This window comes from Paenibacillus andongensis, assembly GCF_025369935.1.
Taxonomy (GTDB): Bacteria; Bacillota; Bacilli; order Paenibacillales; family NBRC-103111; genus Paenibacillus_E; species Paenibacillus_E andongensis.
Genome location: NZ_CP104467.1, coordinates 1,387,442 through 1,408,917 on the forward strand (window position 1 = coordinate 1,387,442; position 21,476 = coordinate 1,408,917).

Consider the following 21,476-nt stretch of genomic DNA (forward strand, 5'->3'; position numbering starts at 1 on the left):
ATCTAGTTCTAAATGGAAGTCTCATAAATCGGAATCCATCGTCATGGTTGAATGAATCCCTATTCTTTATTAATTCATGTTGCAGAATGTGCAACATTTGCTGTCTAGATCCCGCCTTTCTCCCTTCGTTGTTGCACAATGTACAACAATTAGGGCCAATACAGGCGATTTAGCAACAAATGGGCTCGAAATGTTGTACGAATTACAACTCCAAAATGCAAAATAGCCTTTTGGCGTGTGAATTGTTGTAGGAATTACAACATTGGTAACCGCTATACTCATAACCTTTCAATTTAGATCAACGAAACCAAACGTTGTATCCAAGAATCGGGAAGGGGGGGCGTATTGTTTCGTATTGTACCGTACCGTACCGTTCGTATCGTATCGTATCGTATCGTATGCTCAACTTTGTGACGAGAAGCAGTTGGTACTGATGAATAGAGATACGTGAACATTTCGTTTTAAGCCTCGTCATACATCGATTCGATATGCCGTCGCCCCTCCGCGACCTGGGGGTGAAATTGAATCAGCGCTTGTTCACGTACTTCCCATACCTTGCGTATTGCACGCTGCAGCGCTTCATCCGTCCCCCTAATCCCGCGAAAAGTCGCGATCGAAATACCTGCAACCGTTCCTTGGGCGGCGGCAACCTTGGCGCTTTCAATTCCAGTAATATTCCCAGCTACGAACAAGCCTGTAAGCGGTGTTTGCAGCTGGGCGTTGTGGAGCGGGACATGTCCGCCTAATTCGGGAACGAAGCGGAAGGGGCATCCGGCTACAGCTGCCAGTTCGGCTAATGGATAAAGACTGCCCGCCATGCAGACGAAATCGACGGAAACGCTTCGCGTGGAATGAGCCGCGATTTCTCCGTCTGGAGACAGATCGGCCAGCTGCACGCTCTCGACTTTTTCCTCCCCTTCAATCTGTAGGGCTGCCTTACGCAGTTGGATCGGGATCCCCCAAATTTTAAAACCGTTCTTCGGGTATAGACGAAGTCCCCATGTTTGCAGCGGGGAATAACGCATCAAGCCGCTGCCAAGACGAAGAATAGGGGACGGTGCAAGGTGCCCGAGACGCAGCATCGATTGCATCACTTTATGGGGATCTCCCGCATCTGTATTTATGACGTTTTTGGCGGGAAGCACCATCGCGGCAATATCGATGCCAGCTAATTGAAGTTCGCGTGCAATGGCCATGGATAGCACATTGATCCCCACAACGATTCCGCGCATGCCCACGCGGACCCTGTGCACATTCGTCATCACCTGAGCAGCGCCAATGGACATGACACCCGGAAGCGTCCACCCTGGAATGGGGGCAGCGGTCTCCGCCGCACCTGTGGCAAGCAGAAGCGCAGGCACTTCCCTCACACCACTCGACGTATAAACAATCCAACCTTCTGCTGATTGCTTAATGTCGTAAACGGAAACGCCAAGTTCGATAAACACGCCAAGAGTCACGGCTTTATTCTGAAGTTTGGCTGACTCTTCAATCCCATTCCACCATGTCCCGTTAGGTTCTTGATGCAGCTGGCCTAGCAGCCTGCCTCCAGGTTTCATGAATTCGTCGACAACTGTTACTTTTAGCCCGCGCTCTGCACAGGAGATTGCGGCTGACAAACCGGCGGGGCCGGCTCCGACGATAAGTACGTCTGTCATGGAAGGTGAGCTCCTTTCTTCAACGGGGTGGGCAGTGTCTTGCCTGTGCGGACATCCATCCCACTTTTCAGCAGCGTAAGGCATGCCCTTTGTCCGTCAATCCCGTCGACCGTTACACGGCATTCGAAGCAGTGTCCGATGTTGCAATAAAAGCCGCGAGGAGTACCGGTCTCTTCGTGGTAACGAAGCGTGCGGATACCTTGCGCGAGCAGCGCTGCGGCGATTGTCTCACCCTCATAAGCTTCATGTTCCTGATCATCCAAACGAAAGGAAATGCCGATTCGTTCGCTACATTCACCTAAAATGGGGTGGTTTGTAATCCGTCCATAACTCATGGCTGATCTCCTCCTAAACTATGAAAGGAAACAGGTCGAATAGGGGGCTGATGTTTCAGCGATATTTCATTTGAAATGGGTGTATCCGATAGCTCCTGTACGATCTTATCGACTAGTAAACGGCAGGTGCGTCCACCGCAATAACCCATGCCTGCACGGGTGCGAAGTTTCAATTCACGTGAAGAACAAGGATGCCGTTCGAAGGTTTCAAGCAAATGAGCAAGACTTACTTCCTCGCATCGGCAAATAATAACGGATGTCATGTTCAATGGGGGGCGTTCCTTCCTTTTCGGTTTAGTGCGATTCCTTCTTACAAGTTTCTAGCAATAATCGCGCCAATCTGTTCAGACAAATGTTAAGCTGGAAATTTTGGCACGGTTTTTGCTAATCTAAAGACGACTGATATGAAAATGGGAGGGTATATGAATGAGTTCCATTTATGAATTGAGATTGCACAAACTGCGTGATTATTTGGTGAAAAAGCAAATCGATATCGCCTTGATTACGAATCCAACGAATATTTATTTCTTTACCGGGTTCCATTCGAATCCGCATGAGCGATTCATGGCGCTTATCGTCGACATTGGCAGCGCTCGTGAAAGCATGATTGTTCCCGGCTTGGATTTGGAAGCAGCGCAGCAGCATTCATTCGTTCGCGATGTGATCCCCTGTTCGGATAGTGAGAATCCTTACGCTCTGTTGAAAGACAAAGTGGGCAGAACACGCATCGGCACGTTGGGATTGGAGAAAAAAGCGATCAGCCTTCACAGGGTGGAGCAGCTGCAGACATTGTTTCCCGATGTGCATTACACGGATATCGAACCCTTTATTATACAAGAGCGGCTGGTTAAGTCTGAACAAGATCTTGTCAGCATCCGCCGGGCGATTGATATTGCCGAAAAAGTGCTTGAAATCACCGTGCAAAAAGTTAGAGTGGGTATGATGGAACAGGAGCTTGCAGCTGAACTGGAGTATAAAATGAGGATGTTCGGTGGCGATAAGCCGGCATTTGAATCGATTATTTTAACCGGAAAACGGTCATCCTTGCCTCACGGTAAACCAGGCGCTTATCCGATTCAGGAGAATGATTTTTTGCTCTTCGATTTTGGCGTTTATGCGGGCGGGTTTTGTTCGGATATTACCCGTACGTTTTTAATTGGAGAAGGAACCAAGGAACAGGAAACGATTTATGAAACTGTGTTAACCGCGAATTTGGCAGCCATTCAGGCTGTCAAAGTGGGCACGCCATACGGAGTCATCGATCAAACGGGGCGAGGTGTCATAGAAGCAAAAGGATATGGTGCTTATTTTAATAATCGGATCGGTCACGGCTTAGGTCTGGATGTGCATGAAGATCCTTCGATTAACGGTGAAAACAAGATGCTCATTGAGCCGGGCCATGTATTCACGATTGAACCGGGCATATACTTGCCGACACTTGGTGGCGTTCGAATCGAGGACGATGTGTACGTGCAGCCCAATGGCCAGGTCGAAGTGTTGACACGCTATCCCAAGCAATTGCGCAGATTATAAGCACGCAAAAGAGGTTGTCCCAGAAGTCATTGAATTGACTAAGGGACAACCTCTTCCTCATACCGCATGTACAGAATCGCCTTTGACCAAAATCACACGTATGGCGGGTGAGTGGCGATAGCTCCAAGCGGCCTCGATCACAACTCAATAAAATCGAATTTTTTGGAGTTATGACTACCAGTTTTGAAGCGGCACAATAAATGAATAGACGGTTTTTATCAACCAACCAATCTGGACGATAAAAAGATGACTACCTGCGAATACCGAACACAGGAGCCATCTTTATCAATTAGAACGATTCACTCAGCAAAACCAAGCTTGTTCATCTTGTTGTACAGCGTTGCGCGTGAGAGGCCGAGCCGTTTGGCAGCTGCCAGCTTGTTGCCTTTCTCCAGCTCCAAAGCTTTGATGATGATCTGTTTCTCATGAACTTCCAACTCCTTCTCTAAGGATTGGATCACATTCGGAACCTCCTCATGGGGAGGAGATTCATCCTTATGTTTACTGGTATTACTGGCATAGATCGACATTGGCAGGTCATCTCTTTTCACCGATCCGTCTGCAGCAAAAATGACCAATCGTTCAATCGTGTTCCGCAACTCTCTTATATTGCCGGGCCAACTGTAATGCAGCAGATCCAACAAGACATCTTGAGGGATATGCTGAATGAATCGGTTGTAGCTACTTGAAAATTCGTTCAAGAAACAATGCGTCAGTTCGATGATATCTTCTTTTCTCTCGCGAAGCGGGGGAATGTCAATCGTAACCACATTCAAGCGGTAGTAAAGGTCTTCGCGGAACAACCCGTTCTTGACTTGGGCGTCCAAATCGCGATTGGTAGCGGCGATGATTCGAATATCGGCTTTCAATTGCTTGGTTCCGCCAACGGCGTAATAGGTTCTCTCCTGCAGCACTCGCAGAAGCTTGACCTGCATATCGAGCGGCATTTCACCAATTTCATCCAAAAATAAGGTGCCGCCTGTCGCAAGTTGTATTTTCCCCTTCTTACCGTTGTTGTCAGCCCCAGAAAAGGCGCCTTTTTCATATCCGAACAATTCGCTTTCAAATAAAGATGGAGAAATGGCACCGCAGTTGATCGCGATAAAAGGGGCGTTCGATTGTTCACGCACATCATGAATGGCTTTGGCGAAAAGCTCCTTGCCGACACCGGTTTCACCGAGAATGAGCACCGTTGCTTTGGTCGTGCCAACTTTTTTACACATGTCTATCGTTCGCTTAATAGCGCTGCTCGTCCCTTTGATTGGACTGAATGGATCGGTCGATGGTTGAAGCTGGGCCATCTGCTGCTGCAGTTGATGGACCTTGGAAGTGGCGTTGAAAAGTTCCTGATTCAACCTGACCTCACTGGTGATATCGGTTTCTGCAACGACGGAGCCGATGATTTGCCCATTCAGGCGAATAGGGTTCGAGTTAATCAGGACATATAAATCGGGTCGCGGTTGATGCAGCTTGCGAAACACAGAATCACCGGTTTTATGGGTTTTTAAGATTTGCATCATATCAGCAGGGAAGAAATCGGCCATGGGTTTGTTAAGAATGTCGTTGGCTTTTATAGAAAAGATTTGCTCAGCACCTTTGGTCCACACGACCGTCCGTTCTTGATCATCAATCATGGAGATGGAGGCATCCATCGTGTCGATCATGGACTCGAAATAAGCTTCCAAGACTTGGTGTGCTTGATGAAAGGCAGTAAGCATATTGGCAGCGGTTATATAACCGATCGGCTGGTCGGCAGCATTACTTACAAGGATGTAATCGGTTTCGTGAAAAAACGGGATGACAGCGTCCATCGGCGTCTTTTGGGAGACGGATAGGGCGGTTTGCCAAGGCACATTCATCCAGCTAAGCCCGCTAGCCGGGTGTTCTCCGACGTAATAATAAAGCTTCAAGCCGTCTTTATAAAAAAGAACCGTTTTTTGATTCGGCAGCAGGGTGGATACATATTGGGCAAACCGAGCTTCCGCATCGTCCTCTTTTTCAATGAAACAATAATTGTTCTGAATCAAATCTTCAAGGATAGGGGCTTTGTGCTTCATGATCATGACCTCGCCTTATATGGGTAGCGTTTTGTTTAAAATTATACGCTTCATGTGAATATGTGTAAAATTTTTTAGACACAAATGGCTCGGCGATTTGGCATGGAAATTGCTTATTAGAAATGTGTGAGTGATGAATCTACACGTTGGAAAGGGAATATGTCTATGGGTGTGACTCATGCGGAAGTTGTCATTATTGGAGGTGGAATCGTCGGTTCAGCCATTGCTTATTTTTTGAGTAAACAAGGGTTGGACGTAACCGTGCTTGAGAAAGGGGAATTGGCGAGCGGCACGTCATCTCGCTGCGACGGCAACATTTTAGCTATCGATAAAGATCCAGGCTTTGATAGTCAAATGTCGCTGGTCAGCCAACAGATCATCGATGAACTGAGCCGGGAATTGGCATGTCCTTTCGAATATAGGGCGCCAGGCAGCATTCTCGTCTGTGAAACGGATGAAGAAATGGAGGCGGCGCAGATGTGGGTGAATCGGCAGAAGGCGTTAGGCCTTCCGTTTCGGATGCTGGACCGGCAGGACATTCGCCAAGAGTCGCCGTTTCTGGCCGACGATCTTCCGGGCGGACTCGAGTGCGGCACGGATTCGACCGTCAATCCTTATCTGCTTACTTACTCCTTATTTGATGATGCTCAAAAAAAATATGGTGCCCGTGTCTGCTTGAAAACGGAAGTTACTTCCATGGGCAGAGATCTCGTTACAGGGAATTTCAAGATCAATACGAATCAGGGAGATTTTACAGCTAAAAAAGTCGTGAATGCAGCAGGTGTATGGGCTCCGCATATTGGCCGCATGGTCGGCTTGGACATACCGATTGTGCCTCGGAAAGGGCATCTGATCGTTGCCTCGCGCCAAGTTCCAGTTGGCCTGCGGAAAGTGATGGAGTTCGGGTATTTGATCTCCAAATTCGGCGGCCAGCGCAAAGTTGACCCGCTCACGGAAAAATATGGCGTTGCACTCGTTTTCGAACCTACTGAAAGCCAAAACTTTTTGATTGGCAGCAGTCGGGAGTTTGTCGGTTTTGATACCCAAGTGAATATGGAAGTTATACGTTGCATGGCGAGAAGAACGCTTCGTTTTTATCCCAAAATCGGAGATTTTCAAATTATTCGTACTTATACGGGACTTCGGCCATGGACGAAGGATCATTTGCCGATCGTTTCTGCAGTCAATGAGGTGCCAGGCTATTATATCGCGGCAGGCCATGAAGGAGATGGCATCAGCTTAGCTGCGGTGACAGGGAAACTGATGAGCCAAATCATGACGGAGCAGTCTGAAACGATCATTTCAACCGAACCGTTAAAGTTTGAGAGATTTCAGGAAAGGGTGGATCCTGCGTGAAGAGTAAAAAAGTGTTTACGACCGTTGATACGCATACCGGCGGAAATCCTACGAGAACGGTGATCAGCGGACTTCCCAAACTGGTAGGGTCAACGATGTCGGAAAAAATGCTGCAAATGAAAACGGAATATGATTGGATTCGAAAAATATTGATGTTCGAACCAAGGGGGCACGGCATCATGTCAGGCGCCCTCCTCGTGGAACCTTGCCATCCGGAGGCGGATATCGGCGTGATCTATATCGAAACCGGCGGTTATTTACCGATGTGCGGTCATGACACTATAGGCGTTTGTACGGCATTAGTCGAGACTGGAATGATCCCCGTCACAGAGCCTACGACGTATTTGAAGCTCGATACGCCTGCGGGACTGGTGGAAGCGGAGCTTGCAGTGCAAAACGGGAAGGTGCAAAAAGTAGCTTTTCAAAATGTTCCCGCATTTTTATATAAGCATGTAAAGGTAGAAGCTGAGGGATTGGGCGGCGTCTACTGCGACATCGCATACGGGGGCAACTTTTACGCGATAACGGATGCCCGGGTGTTGGGGCTTGAGCTTACGCCATCTAACGCAGAAACTATTGTGCAAATGGCCGTAAACTTGCGCAAAGCGATTAACCAATCGGTGGGCGTGGTGCATCCGGAGGCTCCTTATATAAGAGGATTAACCCACGTTGAATTTTATACAGACCCGACGCATCCGGATGCCCATGTGAAAAATACCGTGATCGTCCCTCCTGGCGGAATTGACCGCTCGCCTTGTGGCACAGGAACGTCGGCTAAGCTTGCGGTGATGTTCAGCAAAGGGGAAATTCGTATGAACGAAGAGTTTGTACACGAAAGTATTGTCGGTTCGCTGTTCCGCGCCAGGGTTGTCAGCACGACGCAGGTAGGCCGCTTCCCGGCTGTGGTGACAAGAATTGAAGGTTCGGCATGGATGACGGGGATGCACACATTTTTTATGCATGAGGATGATGAGCTTGACGAAGGCTTTTTATTGATTCCGCCTGCAGAAGATCACTGAAGATTGCCGCAAATAGTAGTTTAAATGGGAGGGCAAACGATGGAACTGAAGCAGTATTATACAACGATTGACGCGCATACGGGAGGAGAGCCACTGCGTATTATTACAGGGGGGATTCCACCTTTAAAAGGCGATACCATCCTTGCGAGAAGGGCTTATTTCCGCGAACATTATGATTACATTCGGAAGGTGCTCATGTTTGAACCGCGAGGGCACAATGGGATGTACGGTTGTGTAATCACATCGCCAGTAAGTCCAGATGCCGACTTCGGTGTACTGTTTATGCATAACGAAGGATTCAGCACGATGTGCGGGCATGGCATTATTGCTGTGGTAACGGCCGCCATCGAAATGGGCTTTCTTCCGCAAGTGGAGGAACGCTCGCAGATTATTATTGATACTCCGGCCGGAAAAGTGTTTGCGAAAGCCGAATGTGATGGCACAGAGGTGAAATCGGTTTCGTTTCTGAACGTTCCATCGTTCGTTTTCGCTCAAGACGTACGAGTAGAAGTTCTAGGCAAATCTTTCACAGTAGACATTGCTTTTGGCGGCGCCTTCTATGCGATTGTCTATGCAGAGGAGCTTGGCAGCTCAGTTGACATTGCTGATCTGTCTAAGCTCCAAGAGTGGGGCTCTGCGATTAAAGCCTATATTGAGAGCCATATGACGGTTAGCCATCCCTTAGAGCCGCAGCTGCAGGGCATTTATGGCGTGATCGTTTCCGATTCTCCGCGCAAGGAGGGCTCGCATTTGCGCAATGTGACGATTTTCGCAGATGCGCAAATTGACCGTTCGCCTTGCGGAACGGGAACTTGTGCGCGTATGGCGGTATTGCATGCCCGTGGCGAGTTAGAGATCGGTCAATACTTTGTGCATGAAAGTATTGTAGACAGTCAGTTTACGGGACGCGTCATGGAAACGGTGAAAGTGGCTAAATATGAAGCTATCGTTCCTCTTATTCAAGGGAGAGCTTTCATTACTGGGACACATCAGTTTATCGTCGACCCATCTGACCCGCTCGGGGAAGGCTTCCTTCTGGGTTAATGGAAGCAGGAGGACTAAGGAGGCAGCGTACATGTATTCATATAGCGTAACGCAATGGATCTACGGAAATGAAGATTTGGAAACGAGTCTAGCCAGATTGAAAAAGTACGGTTATGACGGTGTGGAGCTTGCTGGTGAACCTGATAAGATGGACTTGAGTGCTGTTCAATCACTGCTAAACAAGTATGGTTTGACATGCACCTCCATATGCGGAATTTATACTTTGGATCGCGATCTCTCTAGTCCTAACGAGGAAATACGGAGTCATGCCGTTCAATATGTGAAGTCATGTGTCGACATGGCTGTACGGTTAGGGGCTTCTGTTGTCATCGTCGTTCCGTCGCCTGTTGGAAAAAGCGCCCCAGATTCGACCTTTCAGGAAGAATGGAAGCTGGCAGTCTCCAGCCTTCAAGATGCAGGGGACTACGCGAAATCGAAAAACATCGTTCTGGCGATCGAGGCGTTAAATCGATTTGAAACCTATTTGGTCAATACATTAAGCGCGGCTAAACAGCTGGCCCAAGAGGTGAACCAAAGCAGTGTACGAATCATGGCTGATTTGTTTCATATGAATTTGGAGGAAAGAAGCCACAGAACTGCACTTCAGAACATAGCTCCCTATTTGGCTCATGTTCATATCGCTGACAACACGAGAGAAGCGGCCGGTTTAGGCCAAACCAACTTTGAAGAAGTATTTAGAACTTTGTATGAGCTCGGTTACCAAGGGTGCATTACCATGGAATTTATGCCACCGGTATCTAATCCGTACATGGCGGCTCAACAAAGCGAATCCGGCGCACTTCATGATCGATATACCCAACAATCCATCTGTCATATCAAGGGCATCGTCAGAGCATTGATGAAATAAGGGTTCGGGTTCGAAAGATGTACTTTTTGCAGATCGAGGCTGGTCGGACTGGTCAGGCTGGTCAGGCTGGTCAGGCTGGTCAGCCTAAACCTAATAGGACCGTCAGATGTTCCCTGACGGTTTTTTTATAAAAGCAAGAAGGTGTGCTCGATTTTACTCTTAACCACAACTTGGAATTGAATCTCTGGATAAATCTTATCCCAGTCCTTTTCGAGGTCTTTCCACTGCTTGGGGTACTTCCGGTGAACGATTTCTTTAATTCCGATGAGATCGACCTTATTTTTTTTCGTATAAGCAATAAACGCCATCATCTGCTCCTTTAACGAATCATTCAGTTGATCTTTCCACTTTTCAAGTTGTTCAGGGTCGATCTTCGTTTCTTTTTGTACCTCTGCTACGTCAAATTCAGCGTGAAGTTCTATCGTAACTGATGGAATACCATTTTGCAGGTGAGGTATGATCTTCGCTGAGTTATGGGTGTTTTCAAAAGAAAAGGACTTCGTTTTCTCTTGTGAATGAAGCGTCTCCTCTGCCTCTTTCGATTCATTGATAGCTCGAAGATAAGACTTGGTTTTCTCTCCGTCCATATAGGAAATCAGTTTGTCTTGGGCAAAGACGTACATGCCTCCAACGCGCAAGTTCAATTTCTCTGTTGTGGGATGCTTATACACATGCAACGCCGGTATAGTCAAATCGTTGTAATCATTAGTTAACGTCTGAAATACTTGCATTTGTGTTACTCGTTTGGTACTAGCGTTGCTTTTTTGCGCTTTGATAAGCCCAGTAAGCCCAATTGAGGTCAATTTTTGCAGCGGAACGTCGGCTGAAAGGATATCCTTTGCTTTTCCGTCTGTAATGTACACATTCGTCATGTTTCGAAAATGACGTAAACGAGTGAGTATATCAAAATGTTTCTTTAATCCTTCCTGTGCCACCTCTTTACTGAAAACAATGCCGCTAATATGCCCCCAAATCAACGTTCTGCTCGTATTAGCACTCAATTTCCTGGCAATATCAAAAATCGTTTCCCCTACCTCAGAGAGGTACACGGGATTTCCTCTAAGCCCTGAAGGTGCCTGACCCTGTGGAACCGTCTGCGATATTTCAACTGTTACACGAATGTTATTATTTTCTTCTTTATCGATAGTAAGCGTATGAACAATGGCTATTTCATTTAGCTCCTCCCTCCCCCAACAACCCGTCAATGTCGATAACATTATAATCAAAACCATAATAGAAATGACCCGCTTAGGCATGAGATTCTCCTCCTGTTACGGTTGTTTGCTCTTTCTTTTGCGGACAATCAGGGCCACTAGCAGGATTAAAATTGGAAGATATAGTTGAAAAGTTTGGAAATACCACGGTTTCACATTATAAATTGTCGATAATTGTACCAAGCTGGATACTTTAAATTTGGTATGAATAAACATACAAAGAGCGATGGGCAGAATGAGCCAACGATGGTTTTTTATGCTTAACACCTCGGAGAGACCATACACACTTCCCATGAAATAAAAGGAGAACTTGATGAAAATGCCAAGCATCCAAATCGTTACAACAAACATATCAATCCGATCCACGATGTTGGCAATATTGATGTTGCGAATCAGTGACAGCGTCGGATATGTTAGTTTTTCCGTTGTTTCTGCTCCCAGAGTCATCGTGGAAACCAAAACGAGTATGCAGGAAAGTAAGGTAGCTAGAAGCATCCCTATGGCCGCGTAAACAGGTGTATGTTTTGTTTTCCGAACATGGTTGATAAACATGCAAACGATAAAAGCATCTCCAAAGAAGGACGTCGGCACTGCCCAAAATTTCAATGGCTTGAAAAGGCCATTTTCCAAAATAGGCAATAAATATTCAGGATGATACTGATTGACCAGGAGTAAGCAAAGTATGAGATAAGCACAAAAAGTGATGAAAAAAATGACTTCATTCATGCGAGAAATCACTTCCATACCATGAAATACTGCATATGAAGATAGAACAATTGCAACAATTAGAAAAACAGAGAAGGGAGTGGAAGGTTCTATTGTAATAAGAAAGAAATCAGTAAACTCACGCATCACCCACGTACATAAATCAATAAAATAAAAAATATAGGCAAAGTTTAATAATCCTCCTACAATGCGCCCGAACACAATACGATTAATTTGAAAAAAACTTTTTCCAGGAAAAAGTCTTTCTAGAACAATAAACAGCAGGATGTTTATACATCCAAAAAGTCCGAAGATAAATATAAAAAGCCAACCGTCTCTGCCGGTCGTAGAAGTAAGGGACTGTGGAACGTATAAAATGGTTGTGGCGATGGAGAGAACGGCAAGCAGCTGCATGAACTGTCGATTTGAAATGACCTCTTTTTCCATTGCTAACCACCCTACACAAGTTCTTGGTACTATTTCTTTCCAGAGCGCATGGATTCTTTCACTCGAAAAAGAGATGAGCGTTTCTTATTCAATGTTATTGGGCGGCGTAAAAATGTATCAATGCTATCGGACCAATTAAATGGGGCCAAAGGAGAAAGATAAGGCACACCAAAGGAACGCAAGGAAGTTAAGTGTATAAAAATTAAAATGGCAGCTGCCATCAAACCTACATAACCTAAAATTCCTGCTAAGAGAATAACAATGAACCGAACAAAACGAACGGCGAAGGCAGCGCTGGTGGCAGGAATCGTAAAGGAGCAAATGCCTGTGAAGGCAACGAGAATAACCGTCTCTGGCGAGACAATTCCCGCCTGCACAGCTGCTTGCCCCAGAACAAGCGCACCCACGATACTGACCGCAGAACCAACTTGTTTAGGCAACCGAATGCCTGCTTCGCGCAAAATCTCAAATACTCCCTCCATCAGCAGGACTTCAACTAATGTAGGATAAGGAACAGGTTCGCTTCCTTGGACGACACTCATTAATAAGGGTGTTGGAAGGAACTCCGGGTGATAGGTTACCGTTGCAATGTAGAAAGCGGGCAAGAACAATGTAATAAAGGTACAAAGTAACCGTAACAACCTAAGAATGGTTGAGACATGATAGCGCCAGTAATAATCTTCACTCACCTGGAGCGACTGAAAAAATACATAAGGGACAATCAAAGACCCCGGCACCGCATTTAGCATGATAACGACTCTTCCGTCTAGTAGTGCGCCCACCACTTTATCTGGTCGCTCTGTGGTTTCTATTAGAGGGAACAGCGTCATCCTGTTATCGGTCAACCATTCCTCCACATAGTTGACATCAAGAATATCTTCTTCAGGAATGTTTGAGATTCGATTATGCACTTCCTGCAAGATTTTATCGCTAACGATACCTTGAATGGATAATATGGCAATCGTATTCTTCGTGTATGAACCTATCTTCTTATACTCCACTTTGAGCCTCGAAGATTTGCAGTGAAAGCGAACTAACGCGATGTTGTTCGTTAACGACTCGGTAAAACCATCATGTGGTCCTTTGATCGAGACCTCGTTTTCTGGCTCTTTAACAGATCTCGTTTGGACGGAAATTGTATCTACCGCTAAAGCTTGAGCTACACCTTCCAATAGAAAAATGGTACAACCACTGATTAACTCTTCAACTGCTTCTTCGATGGTTTCCACGCAGTTGTTAGATCTAATTTCAAGCAAAGTTACTAAGTAATCTATGATTCCAATTTCATCGTTTGTTATTTCGGGAAATTTCACTAATCTATTTAACAAGTCGGTCGGATCAGCAAGGCCTCCTAGGTACAAGATACCAATCACATGGTTGTTCTCAAACTCGATTTTTTTTACAACCAAATCTCCTGTATCGTACAAATCTGCCTTGATCGCATCGATACTCGCTTGCATATCGAGTTGAATATTTGTTTGGTTAGCCTTGTTCATCTTACGTGAATTTACACCGCCCTCGGTTATTAATTCCTATTTTTTCCTTAGTGAGTATTTTTAAACATTGAACAACCATGAATAAAGAACGGTGTTTTCGGGGACATTGGATTCAGGTGATATATATGAAACCATTTGTGTACTTACACATAGCCGCGGTTATATGGACACTGTTTCTTCTTAATTATTTGCCGAAAAGCAAAATGCTTGAGACCAATCAAAGTAACCAGTGGCTTTTTATAATTGTGAGCTTGTGGACGATTGTACCCACGCTGCTTATGATCTGTCTAACAGCATGGATATCTAAAAGAAAACGTAATTCTATTTCCGAAACAAAATGAAGAATTGTAACAAAGGGCAGCCCCCAAGTCGAATGCCGACTTGGGAGCTGCCCTTGTGTTTTAAACAGTTATTTCATCTCATTATTTTCAAAAATGGATAAACGTCTTTGAAAACTCTCTTTCCAATTCACTTCGATCATTTCAGCAGCTGCAGCAAAATCCGCTGTTTTTATTGCTTGGATAAATTTCGTATGCTCCTCGACAGACTGCGCGGCTCCTAAAAAACCGTTGAAGTAGGTAACTTCATGACGGCGAAGCTTTTTCTTCAAACCATCTAATACACGGATAAGCTCTTTGTTAGCTGATAAATCGATAAAGACTTGATGAAATTGATGATCAAACTTCTGTGCATCCAGCGCATTTTCATTTTTCAAAGCCTGAGTAAGGCCTTCGTTAAATGCTTCTAACTGCTCTACATGAATAGCTTGAAAATTTGTCTGAGCAAATGAAACAGCAAGCTTCTCCAGCGACCAGATAATCGGGTACAGCTGATAAGCTTCATCAAAATCAACTGGGGCCACTTGTGTCCAGCTATTTGCTTTTGTTTGCACCATGCCTTCTTCTTCTAATCGTAGAAGAGCCTCACGAATTGGCGTGCGACTTGCCCCTAACACCTCGGCTAATTCTTGATCTTTCAATTTATCCCCAGGTTTTAAAATCCCGGTTATGATCCATTCTTGTATTTGATGGTAAACCTGTTCCCGTATGGAAGAGCGGTTTACTTTAGATGCATGTGTAGGTAACAATTAAATACCTCCTCAACATTACTTGTATGTAATATATCATGTGGAATTTGTGTTCATCAAGCGAGTAAAGAAGGTACCTGTTGTTTCAACAAGGGATCTTGACACTGTATTATTTCAAATGTAACATGTAATATATCACATATCAATAGGCAATCGCATGATATTTGCCATAAGAACTAACACATTTATTTGGGGGATGAGGCAAATGAGGGATATAGCAGAAATGAAATATATTGCAAATGAGTATGCCCGAAAAAAAGAAATCAATAAAACGCGTATCGCATTTTTGGATAAAGAAGTTGTAGAAAAAGTTAGACATTTTCACAGGAGTTTTCCCGAATATCAAGTAACTCCACTGCATAGCTTAAACGGATTGTCACGAAAACTAGGCGTTAGTAAGATATGGATCAAAGACGAATCCTACAGATTTGGACTTAATGCTTTTAAAGTATTGGGCGGATCCTATGCTGTAGGACAATATTTGGCAGAAAAATTGAACATGGATATTTCAGAGCTTTCTTTTGAAAAACTAAGATCGAAAGAAATGAAAGAAATACTCGGGGATATTACTTTTGTGACAGCTACGGATGGGAATCATGGAAGAGGGATTGCCTGGGCGGCAAATCAGCTAGGACAAAAATCAGTCGTATTTATGCCAAAAGGTTCATCAGGAATACGATTAAATCATATTAGAAAAGAAGGAGCAGAAGCTTCTATAACGGATTTAAATTATGATGATGCGGTAAGATTGGCAAATCAATATGCAGATGAACATAATGGTGTATTGATACAAGACAGTGCTTGGGAAGGCTATGAAAAAATCCCCGCGTGGATTATGCAAGGATACTGTACGCTTATTGATGAAGCAATGGAACAGATGAAGGCTTCTGGACAAGAGAGTCCTACTCATGTATTTCTTCAAGCTGGGGTTGGTTCTTTTGCCGGAAGTATACAAGGATATTTGTTATCTCAATTTGGTGAGGATAGACCTATAACGATCATTGTTGAGCCCAATGAAGCTGCTTGCCTATTTAAATCTGTTTCAAAAAATGATGGGAAGCCTCATGCAGTAACAGGTAATTTGTCTACTATAATGGCAGGGCTTGCTTGCGGTGAGCCTAGTACAATTGCTTGGGAAATTTTAAGAGATTATGCGGATATGTATATAGCTTGTCCTGATCATGTGTCGGCGAAGGGGATGAGAATGCTGGGAAATCCAATAGCTGGTGATCCTAAAGTTATTTCAGGCGAATCCGGTGCCGTCGGTTTGGGCGTTTTAAGTTTGATTTTGGAAGAAAATGATTTTCCTGAAATCGCTGAAAAAATAAATATTAACAAGGATTCAAACATTCTCATTATTAGCACAGAGGGAGATACAGACCCTGAAAGTTACAGGAAAATAGTGTGGGATGGCATCTATCCATCTATTTATTCCAAATAATAGGCTATAATGAAAGGGGAAATGTTAGATGCTTTTTAAAAGTTTAAACCTATCCATCGACGCCGATCGCTTGCTCGGCCGAATTCGTGAGCTCGGGCAGATTGGCCGTGACGATGATAGTGCACTGACGAGGTTGGCCGCCTCCGAAGCCGATAAGGCAGGTCGCAACGCGCTTGTGGATTGGATGAAGGATGCCGGTTTGGAGATTGCGGTTGATCGCATCGGCAATGTTTTCGGCATCTGGCGAGGTTCAGACAATGGCGATCACGCGCCAATCCTGGTTGGCTCGCACATTGACACGGTCATCAATGCCGGTATTTATGACGGCTGCTATGGTGTGCTCGCCGGCGTCGAGGTGATCGAGACCTTGCGGTCGGCTGGATTTGTCCCTTCCCGTCCGATCGCGGTCGCAGCGTTCACCAATGAGGAGGGCGTGCGCTATGCGCCTGACATGATGGGCTCCCTAGTGTTTGCGGGAGGTCTCTCGGTCGAGGAGGCGCTCGCAACAGTGGGCACCGACGGGACCTTGTTAGGTGCAGAGCTTGAGCGTATTGGTTATGCGGGCGCGGAAGAGCCGGGCTTCTTGCAGCCGCACGCCTATGTCGAGCTCCACATCGAACAAGGACCGGTGCTCGAGCGTGAGGGCATCCCGATCGGTGCGGTGGAGAACCTTCAGGGAATCTCGTGGCAGCGCGTTACGATTGAAGGTGTCGCAAACCACGCCGGTACGACACCCATGGCAATGCGACACGATGCAGGACATGCGGCTGCCCGTGTAATGACATTCTTGCGCGACCGAGTCTCCGGCTCGAACGCGCCCACCGTGGCGACGGTCGGCTGCATCAATTTCGAGCCCAATGCGATCAATGTTATCCCGTCGCGTGCCACGTTCACCGTTGACCTGCGCGATCCGGATGAGATGAGATTAAAGAATGAAGAAACTGCACTCGCAGATTATTTAATAGAACTCGCGTCTGCCGAAGGCGTATCGATCTCTGTCGAGCAGCTGGCTCGCTTTGAGCCTGTCATCTTTGACAACACCATCGTCGAGTTGGTAGAGCAGGCCGCCAAGCAGCGGGGACTGAGCTCCAAGCGAATGACGTCTGGCGCAGGCCACGACGCTCAGATGATCGCTCGCATTTGCCCGGCGGCTATGATCTTCGTTCCTAGCGCCCACGGGATCAGCCATAATCCTCGCGAATACACTTCGGGGCCTGAGTTGGTTAACGGTGCCAACATACTGCTTGACGTCGTAGGCAAGCTAGCTGGCCTCGATTAACCTTTTGTGAATTAGGAGAATTATCTTCAATGAGTGAACGAGCAAGTGGCTTAAATAAAACGTATGCTATGCAGTTGGCAACCATCTTTGTGGGATTCATTATTTTTGGAATATCAGAAAATATTAAAGGTCCAGCAATTCCGCTTATTCAATACGATTTTAGTCTGGATGAGAAGCAGCTTGGCTCCCTTTTGTCACTCAATGCGTTTGGTTATTTGATCGCCTGCGCCTTTACGGCGTACTTGACCCGTAAATTGGGTGTCAAAGCTGTGAGCCTTCTTGCCTTCGGGACTATGCTGATTTCGGGAATCCTTATCTTTTTCTCCCGCAGCTATCCGATTTTCTCCTCGTCTTATTTTTTGATGTACATTGGCAATGGTATGCTTGAGATCGCTCTTGCCATTCTTGGAGCTCGTATTTTTGTCAAAAATACCGGCACAATGATGAATTTGTCCCATTTCTTTTATGGGCTCAGTTCTATTGCAGCCCCCATGCTTGCATCAGGTTTGATGTCGGTGAGTCTGTTCGGGCATATGGTAGACTGGCGGGGGATGTATCTCATCATGCTTTCCTTGTCCGTACTGCCGATGATTCCAGCATTTCTCGGCTCTTTTCCGGGTGACAATCTGCCGCATGAGGAGAAAACTCCGTTAAAAACGTTGATACGCGATCCTGCTATTTGGCTAATCGTACTCATTCTTACGTCTGGTGTCGTTTCGGAAATGGCGGTGGGAGGATGGTTGGTCAATTTTCTGGAAAAAGCCTATAAGTGGGAATCCGTTTCTGCATCCGGCATGTTGTCCGCGTTCTTCTTATGCTTCTCGCTTGGAAGACTTCTGCTGGGACCAGTCACAGATAAGATCGGGTTCAATCTATCCCTCATTATTTTCTCTGGATTTTCCTCAGTAAGTACCTTCCTCGCGATCTGGGGAGGAGAGTCATTTGCATTTCTGTTCGCTGTAGCTGGAATAGGAATTTCGCTGATTTACCCAACGGTCATGGCCTTTATTGCTAGGAGATATCCACACAGCAGTGAAACTGCCATCACATTTGCCGTTACCCTCATGGGTATAGGGAGCGTTATCGGTAACTATGCGATTGGGGCTATCACCAACGGCATCAAAAACCTCTACGGATCAGAAGGGGAAATGGCGCTGGTGCGCGGACTACAAGCGGGATACGGATTTATCGGACTTTGTGCGCTCATCTGTGCGTTATCAGGCATTATCTTGTATAAATATTTGAAAGCACGCAAAGAGCTGATATAATTTCGGAATTTGAAATAAAAAGCGTCCTCCAAACTGTTTAGTCGGTTTGAAGGACGCTTTTTCCTTTTTAGAAGGCAGGAACTACTGCTACTCCGTACTTGTCTTGGATAAATTTTTTCACTTCAGGAGAGGTCAAAGCAGCTCCCAGTTTTTTGATTTCATCGCGGTTTTCGTCGCCTTTGCGAACGGTAATTACGTTGGCGTAAGGAGAGTTTGCATCTTCTCTGAACAAGGCTGTTTTTGGATCGATTTTCGCCTCAATAATAATGTTCGTGTTGATAACCGCGCCATCAAGATCTTGTAAGGATCTAGCTAATGTAGGGGCTTCAGCTTCCACGAATTTTAGGTTTTTCGGATTGCTGACAATGTCTTTAGGCGTTGCTTGGTAGGTAGTCAAACCGTCTTTCAACTTGATTAATCCTTGCTGCTGAAGGAGTACAAGCGCTCTATATTCGTTGGAGGGGTTGTTCGGAATACCAATTTTCGCGCCATCTTTAATATCATCCTTCGATTTAAGCTTGGTGGAGTAGAAACCGATTGGCTCAACGTGAACTTTGATCGGATTCACAAAGTCGAAGCCTTTTTCAGTTTTAACCGAATCGAAGTAAGGCACATGTTGGAAGTAGTTCGCGTCGATTTGCTTATCTTTAAGCAGCTGATTCAACAGACCTTCATCGGTGACTTTAACGACGAGGTTAATTCCTTGTTCTTTTAGCTTCGGTTTAACGAAATTAAGGATTTCAGAGTGCGGAATTTCTGCGGATCCGATGGTTAAAGTAACTTCTTTTTTTGGTGCTTCTGTTGGAGCGCTGGTTGGTGCTGCCGTAGTTGCGGCTGTTGCAGCTGCTTTGGGGCTGCTTGATGCCTCCGTGCTGCTCTTGGCACCGCACCCAGCAAGGATAACACTAAGAACTGCGAATAATGAAACGATAGAATAGAATCCCTTTTTAGCCATGAATAACTCACTCCTATTTCTTTTATGTATATTTGGTCATGCAATGAAACCCAATAGAAACAAAATGCTCTAGCATTAATCAAGCTTGAACCGTTTTTTATTTATGGATCTAGAGATGTAGTCTCCTGACCACTGAAAAATTTGCACAAGAAGAATAATGATAATGACCGTTGCGATGAGGACGTCTTCACGAAATCTCTGATATCCGAAACGGATGGCCAAACTGCCGAGTCCTCCTGCACCGATGGCTCCGGCAATGGCCGTAAACTCCGTGATGGCGATGATGGCAATCGTGACTCCGCGCACAAGCGCTGGCAGAGCTTCGGGAATAAGCACTCTAAATATTACCGTAAAAGGGGAGGCGCCAACGGCCTTTGCCGCTTCTATTTTCCCAATGCTAACTTCCTTCAACGATGTTTCGATAATCCTTCCTAAGAAAGGTGCGATACCGATCGAAAGTGAGACAATAGCGGCCGTAGGACCTAAGGTGGTTCCGACAATCAAACGAGATAAAGGCAGCAGCAGGACGATTAAGATGATAGAAGGAATGGAGCGAATGCAGTTAATGACCATACTAATGACTTTATGGAGCCCCGTAGCTTCAAGAATACCGCCTTTCTCCGTTACCACCAGAGTGACGCCGAGTGCAATACCCATAATCAATGCGAAAATGGAAGACCAAAACAGCATATAGAGTGTTTCTAAAAGAGCAGGCCAGAGTAATTCGATCAATTCTTGAATCATATGCTAACTCTCACCCTTTCTTCGACGTGATGCTTACTGCGGTAGAAATCAATGATTTTTACGAATTTCTTGGCAGTGTCGCTTTCTGGATGTAGGAAAAATTGGTCCACGGTTCCTTGTTCAACGATTTTACCTTTCTCAATAACCGCAAAGTTTTTGCAAATGTGCTGCAGCACATCGAGTTCATGGGTGATCAGCACAATGGTCAAATTAAGCTTACGGTTGATGTCTTTTAGCAGTTCTAGAATCGAGTAAGTCGTTTGAGGATCAAGCGCTGATGTCGCTTCATCGCTGAGCAGTACGTCTGGCTCATTCGCGAGAGCTCTGGCTATGCCAACCCGCTGCTTCTGACCTCCGCTCAACTGGGATGGATGGGCATTCTCTTTGTCACTTAGTTCTACAAGCTCCAGTATTTCTCTAACACGCTGGCGAATGTACGATTTGGGATGACCGGCAACTTTCAACGGGAAGGCCACATTTTCAAATACAGTCTTGGAATCAAGGAGGTTAAATTGTTGGAAAATCATGCCGATTTTCAGCCTAGCTTGGCGCAGGTTTTTCTCAGACAGATCTGTAATGACCTTGCCTTCGATCTCAATGCTCCCGGAGTCAGGCTCCTCCAACCGGTTCAGACATCGGATTAGTGTTGATTTGCCTGCACCGCTAAAGCCTATAATGCCAAAGATATCCCCTTTTTCGATCTCAAGGTTGACATTCTCTAAGGCAGTGAAAACTGACTGGGATGTTCGATATGTTTTATTAAGATTTTTGATGACAATCATTGTGATCCTCCTTAAAACCGATTAATCCGAGTGATTTAGTTTAATTTAAATCATGTCTCAAATTCTGTCAAGAATATTTCTTTTGCCGTTTGTTCAGGCTTTTCATTCTGGGATTGACGGTTATTGGGGAGGGTGGTAAATTAAAACAAATTAAATTTATTGTATTACTTGGAATTAAAGGAGGAAGA

General features: G+C 45.5%; 19 protein-coding genes. 8 read left to right on the forward strand and 11 right to left on the reverse strand.

Translation table 11 applies throughout. From position 1 onward, the window contains the following. Nucleotides 1-461 precede the first annotated feature (461 nt). Genes NYR53_RS06325 through NYR53_RS06335 form a run of 3 tightly spaced genes read right to left on the reverse strand, consistent with a single transcriptional unit; the run spans nt 462 to nt 2,256 of the window. Nucleotides 462-1,658 carry an NAD(P)/FAD-dependent oxidoreductase gene (locus NYR53_RS06325; protein WP_261304413.1) on the reverse strand — a complete coding sequence of 399 codons (1,197 nt, stop codon included), beginning with the start codon at nt 1,656-1,658 and terminating at the stop codon, nt 462-464. Then, nucleotides 1,655-1,993: a (2Fe-2S)-binding protein gene (locus NYR53_RS06330; RefSeq protein WP_261304414.1), complete on the reverse strand. Its 339-nt coding sequence runs from the start codon at nt 1,991-1,993 to the stop codon at nt 1,655-1,657. The genes NYR53_RS06325 and NYR53_RS06330 overlap by 4 nt, the downstream gene beginning before the upstream one ends. Next, nucleotides 1,990-2,256, reverse strand: a complete 267-nt coding sequence (locus NYR53_RS06335; RefSeq protein WP_261304415.1) for a (2Fe-2S)-binding protein — start codon at nt 2,254-2,256, stop codon at nt 1,990-1,992. The genes NYR53_RS06330 and NYR53_RS06335 overlap by 4 nt, the downstream gene beginning before the upstream one ends. Before the next feature lie 163 nt (nt 2,257-2,419). Between NYR53_RS06335 and NYR53_RS06340 the strand changes: the two genes are divergently transcribed. Beyond that, entirely contained in the window at nt 2,420-3,526 is a 1,107-nt protein-coding gene (locus NYR53_RS06340; protein ID WP_261304416.1) for a M24 family metallopeptidase, read from the forward strand. Nucleotides 3,527-3,825: 299 nt separating this feature from the next. Here the strand turns inward: NYR53_RS06340 and NYR53_RS06345 are convergent, their stop codons facing one another. After that, complete coding sequence (locus NYR53_RS06345; protein WP_261304417.1) at nt 3,826-5,583, reverse strand: sigma-54 interaction domain-containing protein; 1,758 nt, start codon at nt 5,581-5,583, stop codon at nt 3,826-3,828. 165 nt (nt 5,584-5,748) lie between these two features. Between NYR53_RS06345 and NYR53_RS06350 the strand changes: the two genes are divergently transcribed. The 4 genes from NYR53_RS06350 to NYR53_RS06365 are packed head-to-tail and all read left to right on the forward strand — an operon-like array spanning nt 5,749 to nt 9,870. Then, nucleotides 5,749-6,939: an NAD(P)/FAD-dependent oxidoreductase gene (locus NYR53_RS06350; RefSeq protein ID WP_261306293.1), complete on the forward strand. Its 1,191-nt coding sequence runs from the start codon at nt 5,749-5,751 to the stop codon at nt 6,937-6,939. Beyond that, the gene (locus tag NYR53_RS06355; protein ID WP_261304418.1) at nt 6,936-7,958 is read left to right on the forward strand and encodes a proline racemase family protein; all 1,023 of its coding nucleotides are present in this window, start codon (nt 6,936-6,938) and stop codon (nt 7,956-7,958) included. The genes NYR53_RS06350 and NYR53_RS06355 overlap by 4 nt, the downstream gene beginning before the upstream one ends. A gap of 39 nt (nt 7,959-7,997) precedes the next feature. Further along, the gene (locus NYR53_RS06360) at nt 7,998-9,002 is read left to right on the forward strand and encodes a proline racemase family protein (protein WP_261304419.1); all 1,005 of its coding nucleotides are present in this window, start codon (nt 7,998-8,000) and stop codon (nt 9,000-9,002) included. 31 nt (nt 9,003-9,033) lie between these two features. Beyond that, the gene (locus tag NYR53_RS06365) at nt 9,034-9,870 is read left to right on the forward strand and encodes a sugar phosphate isomerase/epimerase family protein (protein ID WP_261304420.1); all 837 of its coding nucleotides are present in this window, start codon (nt 9,034-9,036) and stop codon (nt 9,868-9,870) included. Between the two features lie 125 nt (nt 9,871-9,995). Here NYR53_RS06365 and NYR53_RS06370 read toward each other — a convergent pair whose 3' ends face one another. From NYR53_RS06370 to NYR53_RS06385, 4 genes are all read right to left on the reverse strand, one after another. Beyond that, the gene (locus NYR53_RS06370) at nt 9,996-11,126 is read right to left on the reverse strand and encodes a Ger(x)C family spore germination protein (RefSeq protein WP_261304421.1); all 1,131 of its coding nucleotides are present in this window, start codon (nt 11,124-11,126) and stop codon (nt 9,996-9,998) included. Nucleotides 11,127-11,141: 15 nt separating this feature from the next. Continuing rightward, the gene (locus NYR53_RS06375) at nt 11,142-12,236 is read right to left on the reverse strand and encodes a GerAB/ArcD/ProY family transporter (RefSeq protein WP_261304422.1); all 1,095 of its coding nucleotides are present in this window, start codon (nt 12,234-12,236) and stop codon (nt 11,142-11,144) included. A 29-nt stretch (nt 12,237-12,265) separates the two neighbouring features. Beyond that, nucleotides 12,266-13,732: a spore germination protein gene (locus NYR53_RS06380; RefSeq protein ID WP_261304423.1), complete on the reverse strand. Its 1,467-nt coding sequence runs from the start codon at nt 13,730-13,732 to the stop codon at nt 12,266-12,268. Nucleotides 13,733-14,141: 409 nt separating this feature from the next. Beyond that, a complete protein-coding gene (locus NYR53_RS06385; RefSeq protein ID WP_261304424.1) occupies nt 14,142-14,819 on the reverse strand; it encodes a GntR family transcriptional regulator in 678 nt (225 codons plus the stop codon). A gap of 205 nt (nt 14,820-15,024) precedes the next feature. Here NYR53_RS06385 and dpaL point away from each other — a divergent pair, with 205 nt between their 5' ends. From dpaL to NYR53_RS06400, 3 genes are read left to right on the forward strand one after another with little or no spacing between them, the layout of a single operon-like run. Next, entirely contained in the window at nt 15,025-16,260 is a 1,236-nt protein-coding gene (dpaL, locus tag NYR53_RS06390; protein ID WP_261304425.1) for a diaminopropionate ammonia-lyase, read from the forward strand. Between the two features lie 28 nt (nt 16,261-16,288). Continuing rightward, on the forward strand, nt 16,289-17,539 hold the full coding sequence (locus tag NYR53_RS06395) for a Zn-dependent hydrolase (protein ID WP_261304426.1): 1,251 nt from the start codon (nt 16,289-16,291) through the stop codon (nt 17,537-17,539). Nucleotides 17,540-17,568: 29 nt separating this feature from the next. Continuing rightward, entirely contained in the window at nt 17,569-18,807 is a 1,239-nt protein-coding gene (locus NYR53_RS06400) for an MFS transporter (RefSeq protein ID WP_261304427.1), read from the forward strand. 67 nt (nt 18,808-18,874) lie between these two features. Here the strand turns inward: NYR53_RS06400 and NYR53_RS06405 are convergent, their stop codons facing one another. The 3 genes from NYR53_RS06405 to NYR53_RS06415 form a co-directional block, all read right to left on the reverse strand. Next, the gene (locus tag NYR53_RS06405) at nt 18,875-19,762 is read right to left on the reverse strand and encodes a MetQ/NlpA family ABC transporter substrate-binding protein (protein ID WP_261304428.1); all 888 of its coding nucleotides are present in this window, start codon (nt 19,760-19,762) and stop codon (nt 18,875-18,877) included. Between the two features lie 75 nt (nt 19,763-19,837). Continuing rightward, a complete protein-coding gene (locus NYR53_RS06410) occupies nt 19,838-20,506 on the reverse strand; it encodes a methionine ABC transporter permease (RefSeq protein ID WP_261304429.1) in 669 nt (222 codons plus the stop codon). After that, on the reverse strand, nt 20,503-21,288 hold the full coding sequence (locus NYR53_RS06415; protein WP_261304430.1) for a methionine ABC transporter ATP-binding protein: 786 nt from the start codon (nt 21,286-21,288) through the stop codon (nt 20,503-20,505). The genes NYR53_RS06410 and NYR53_RS06415 overlap by 4 nt, the downstream gene beginning before the upstream one ends. Nucleotides 21,289-21,476 lie beyond the last annotated feature (188 nt).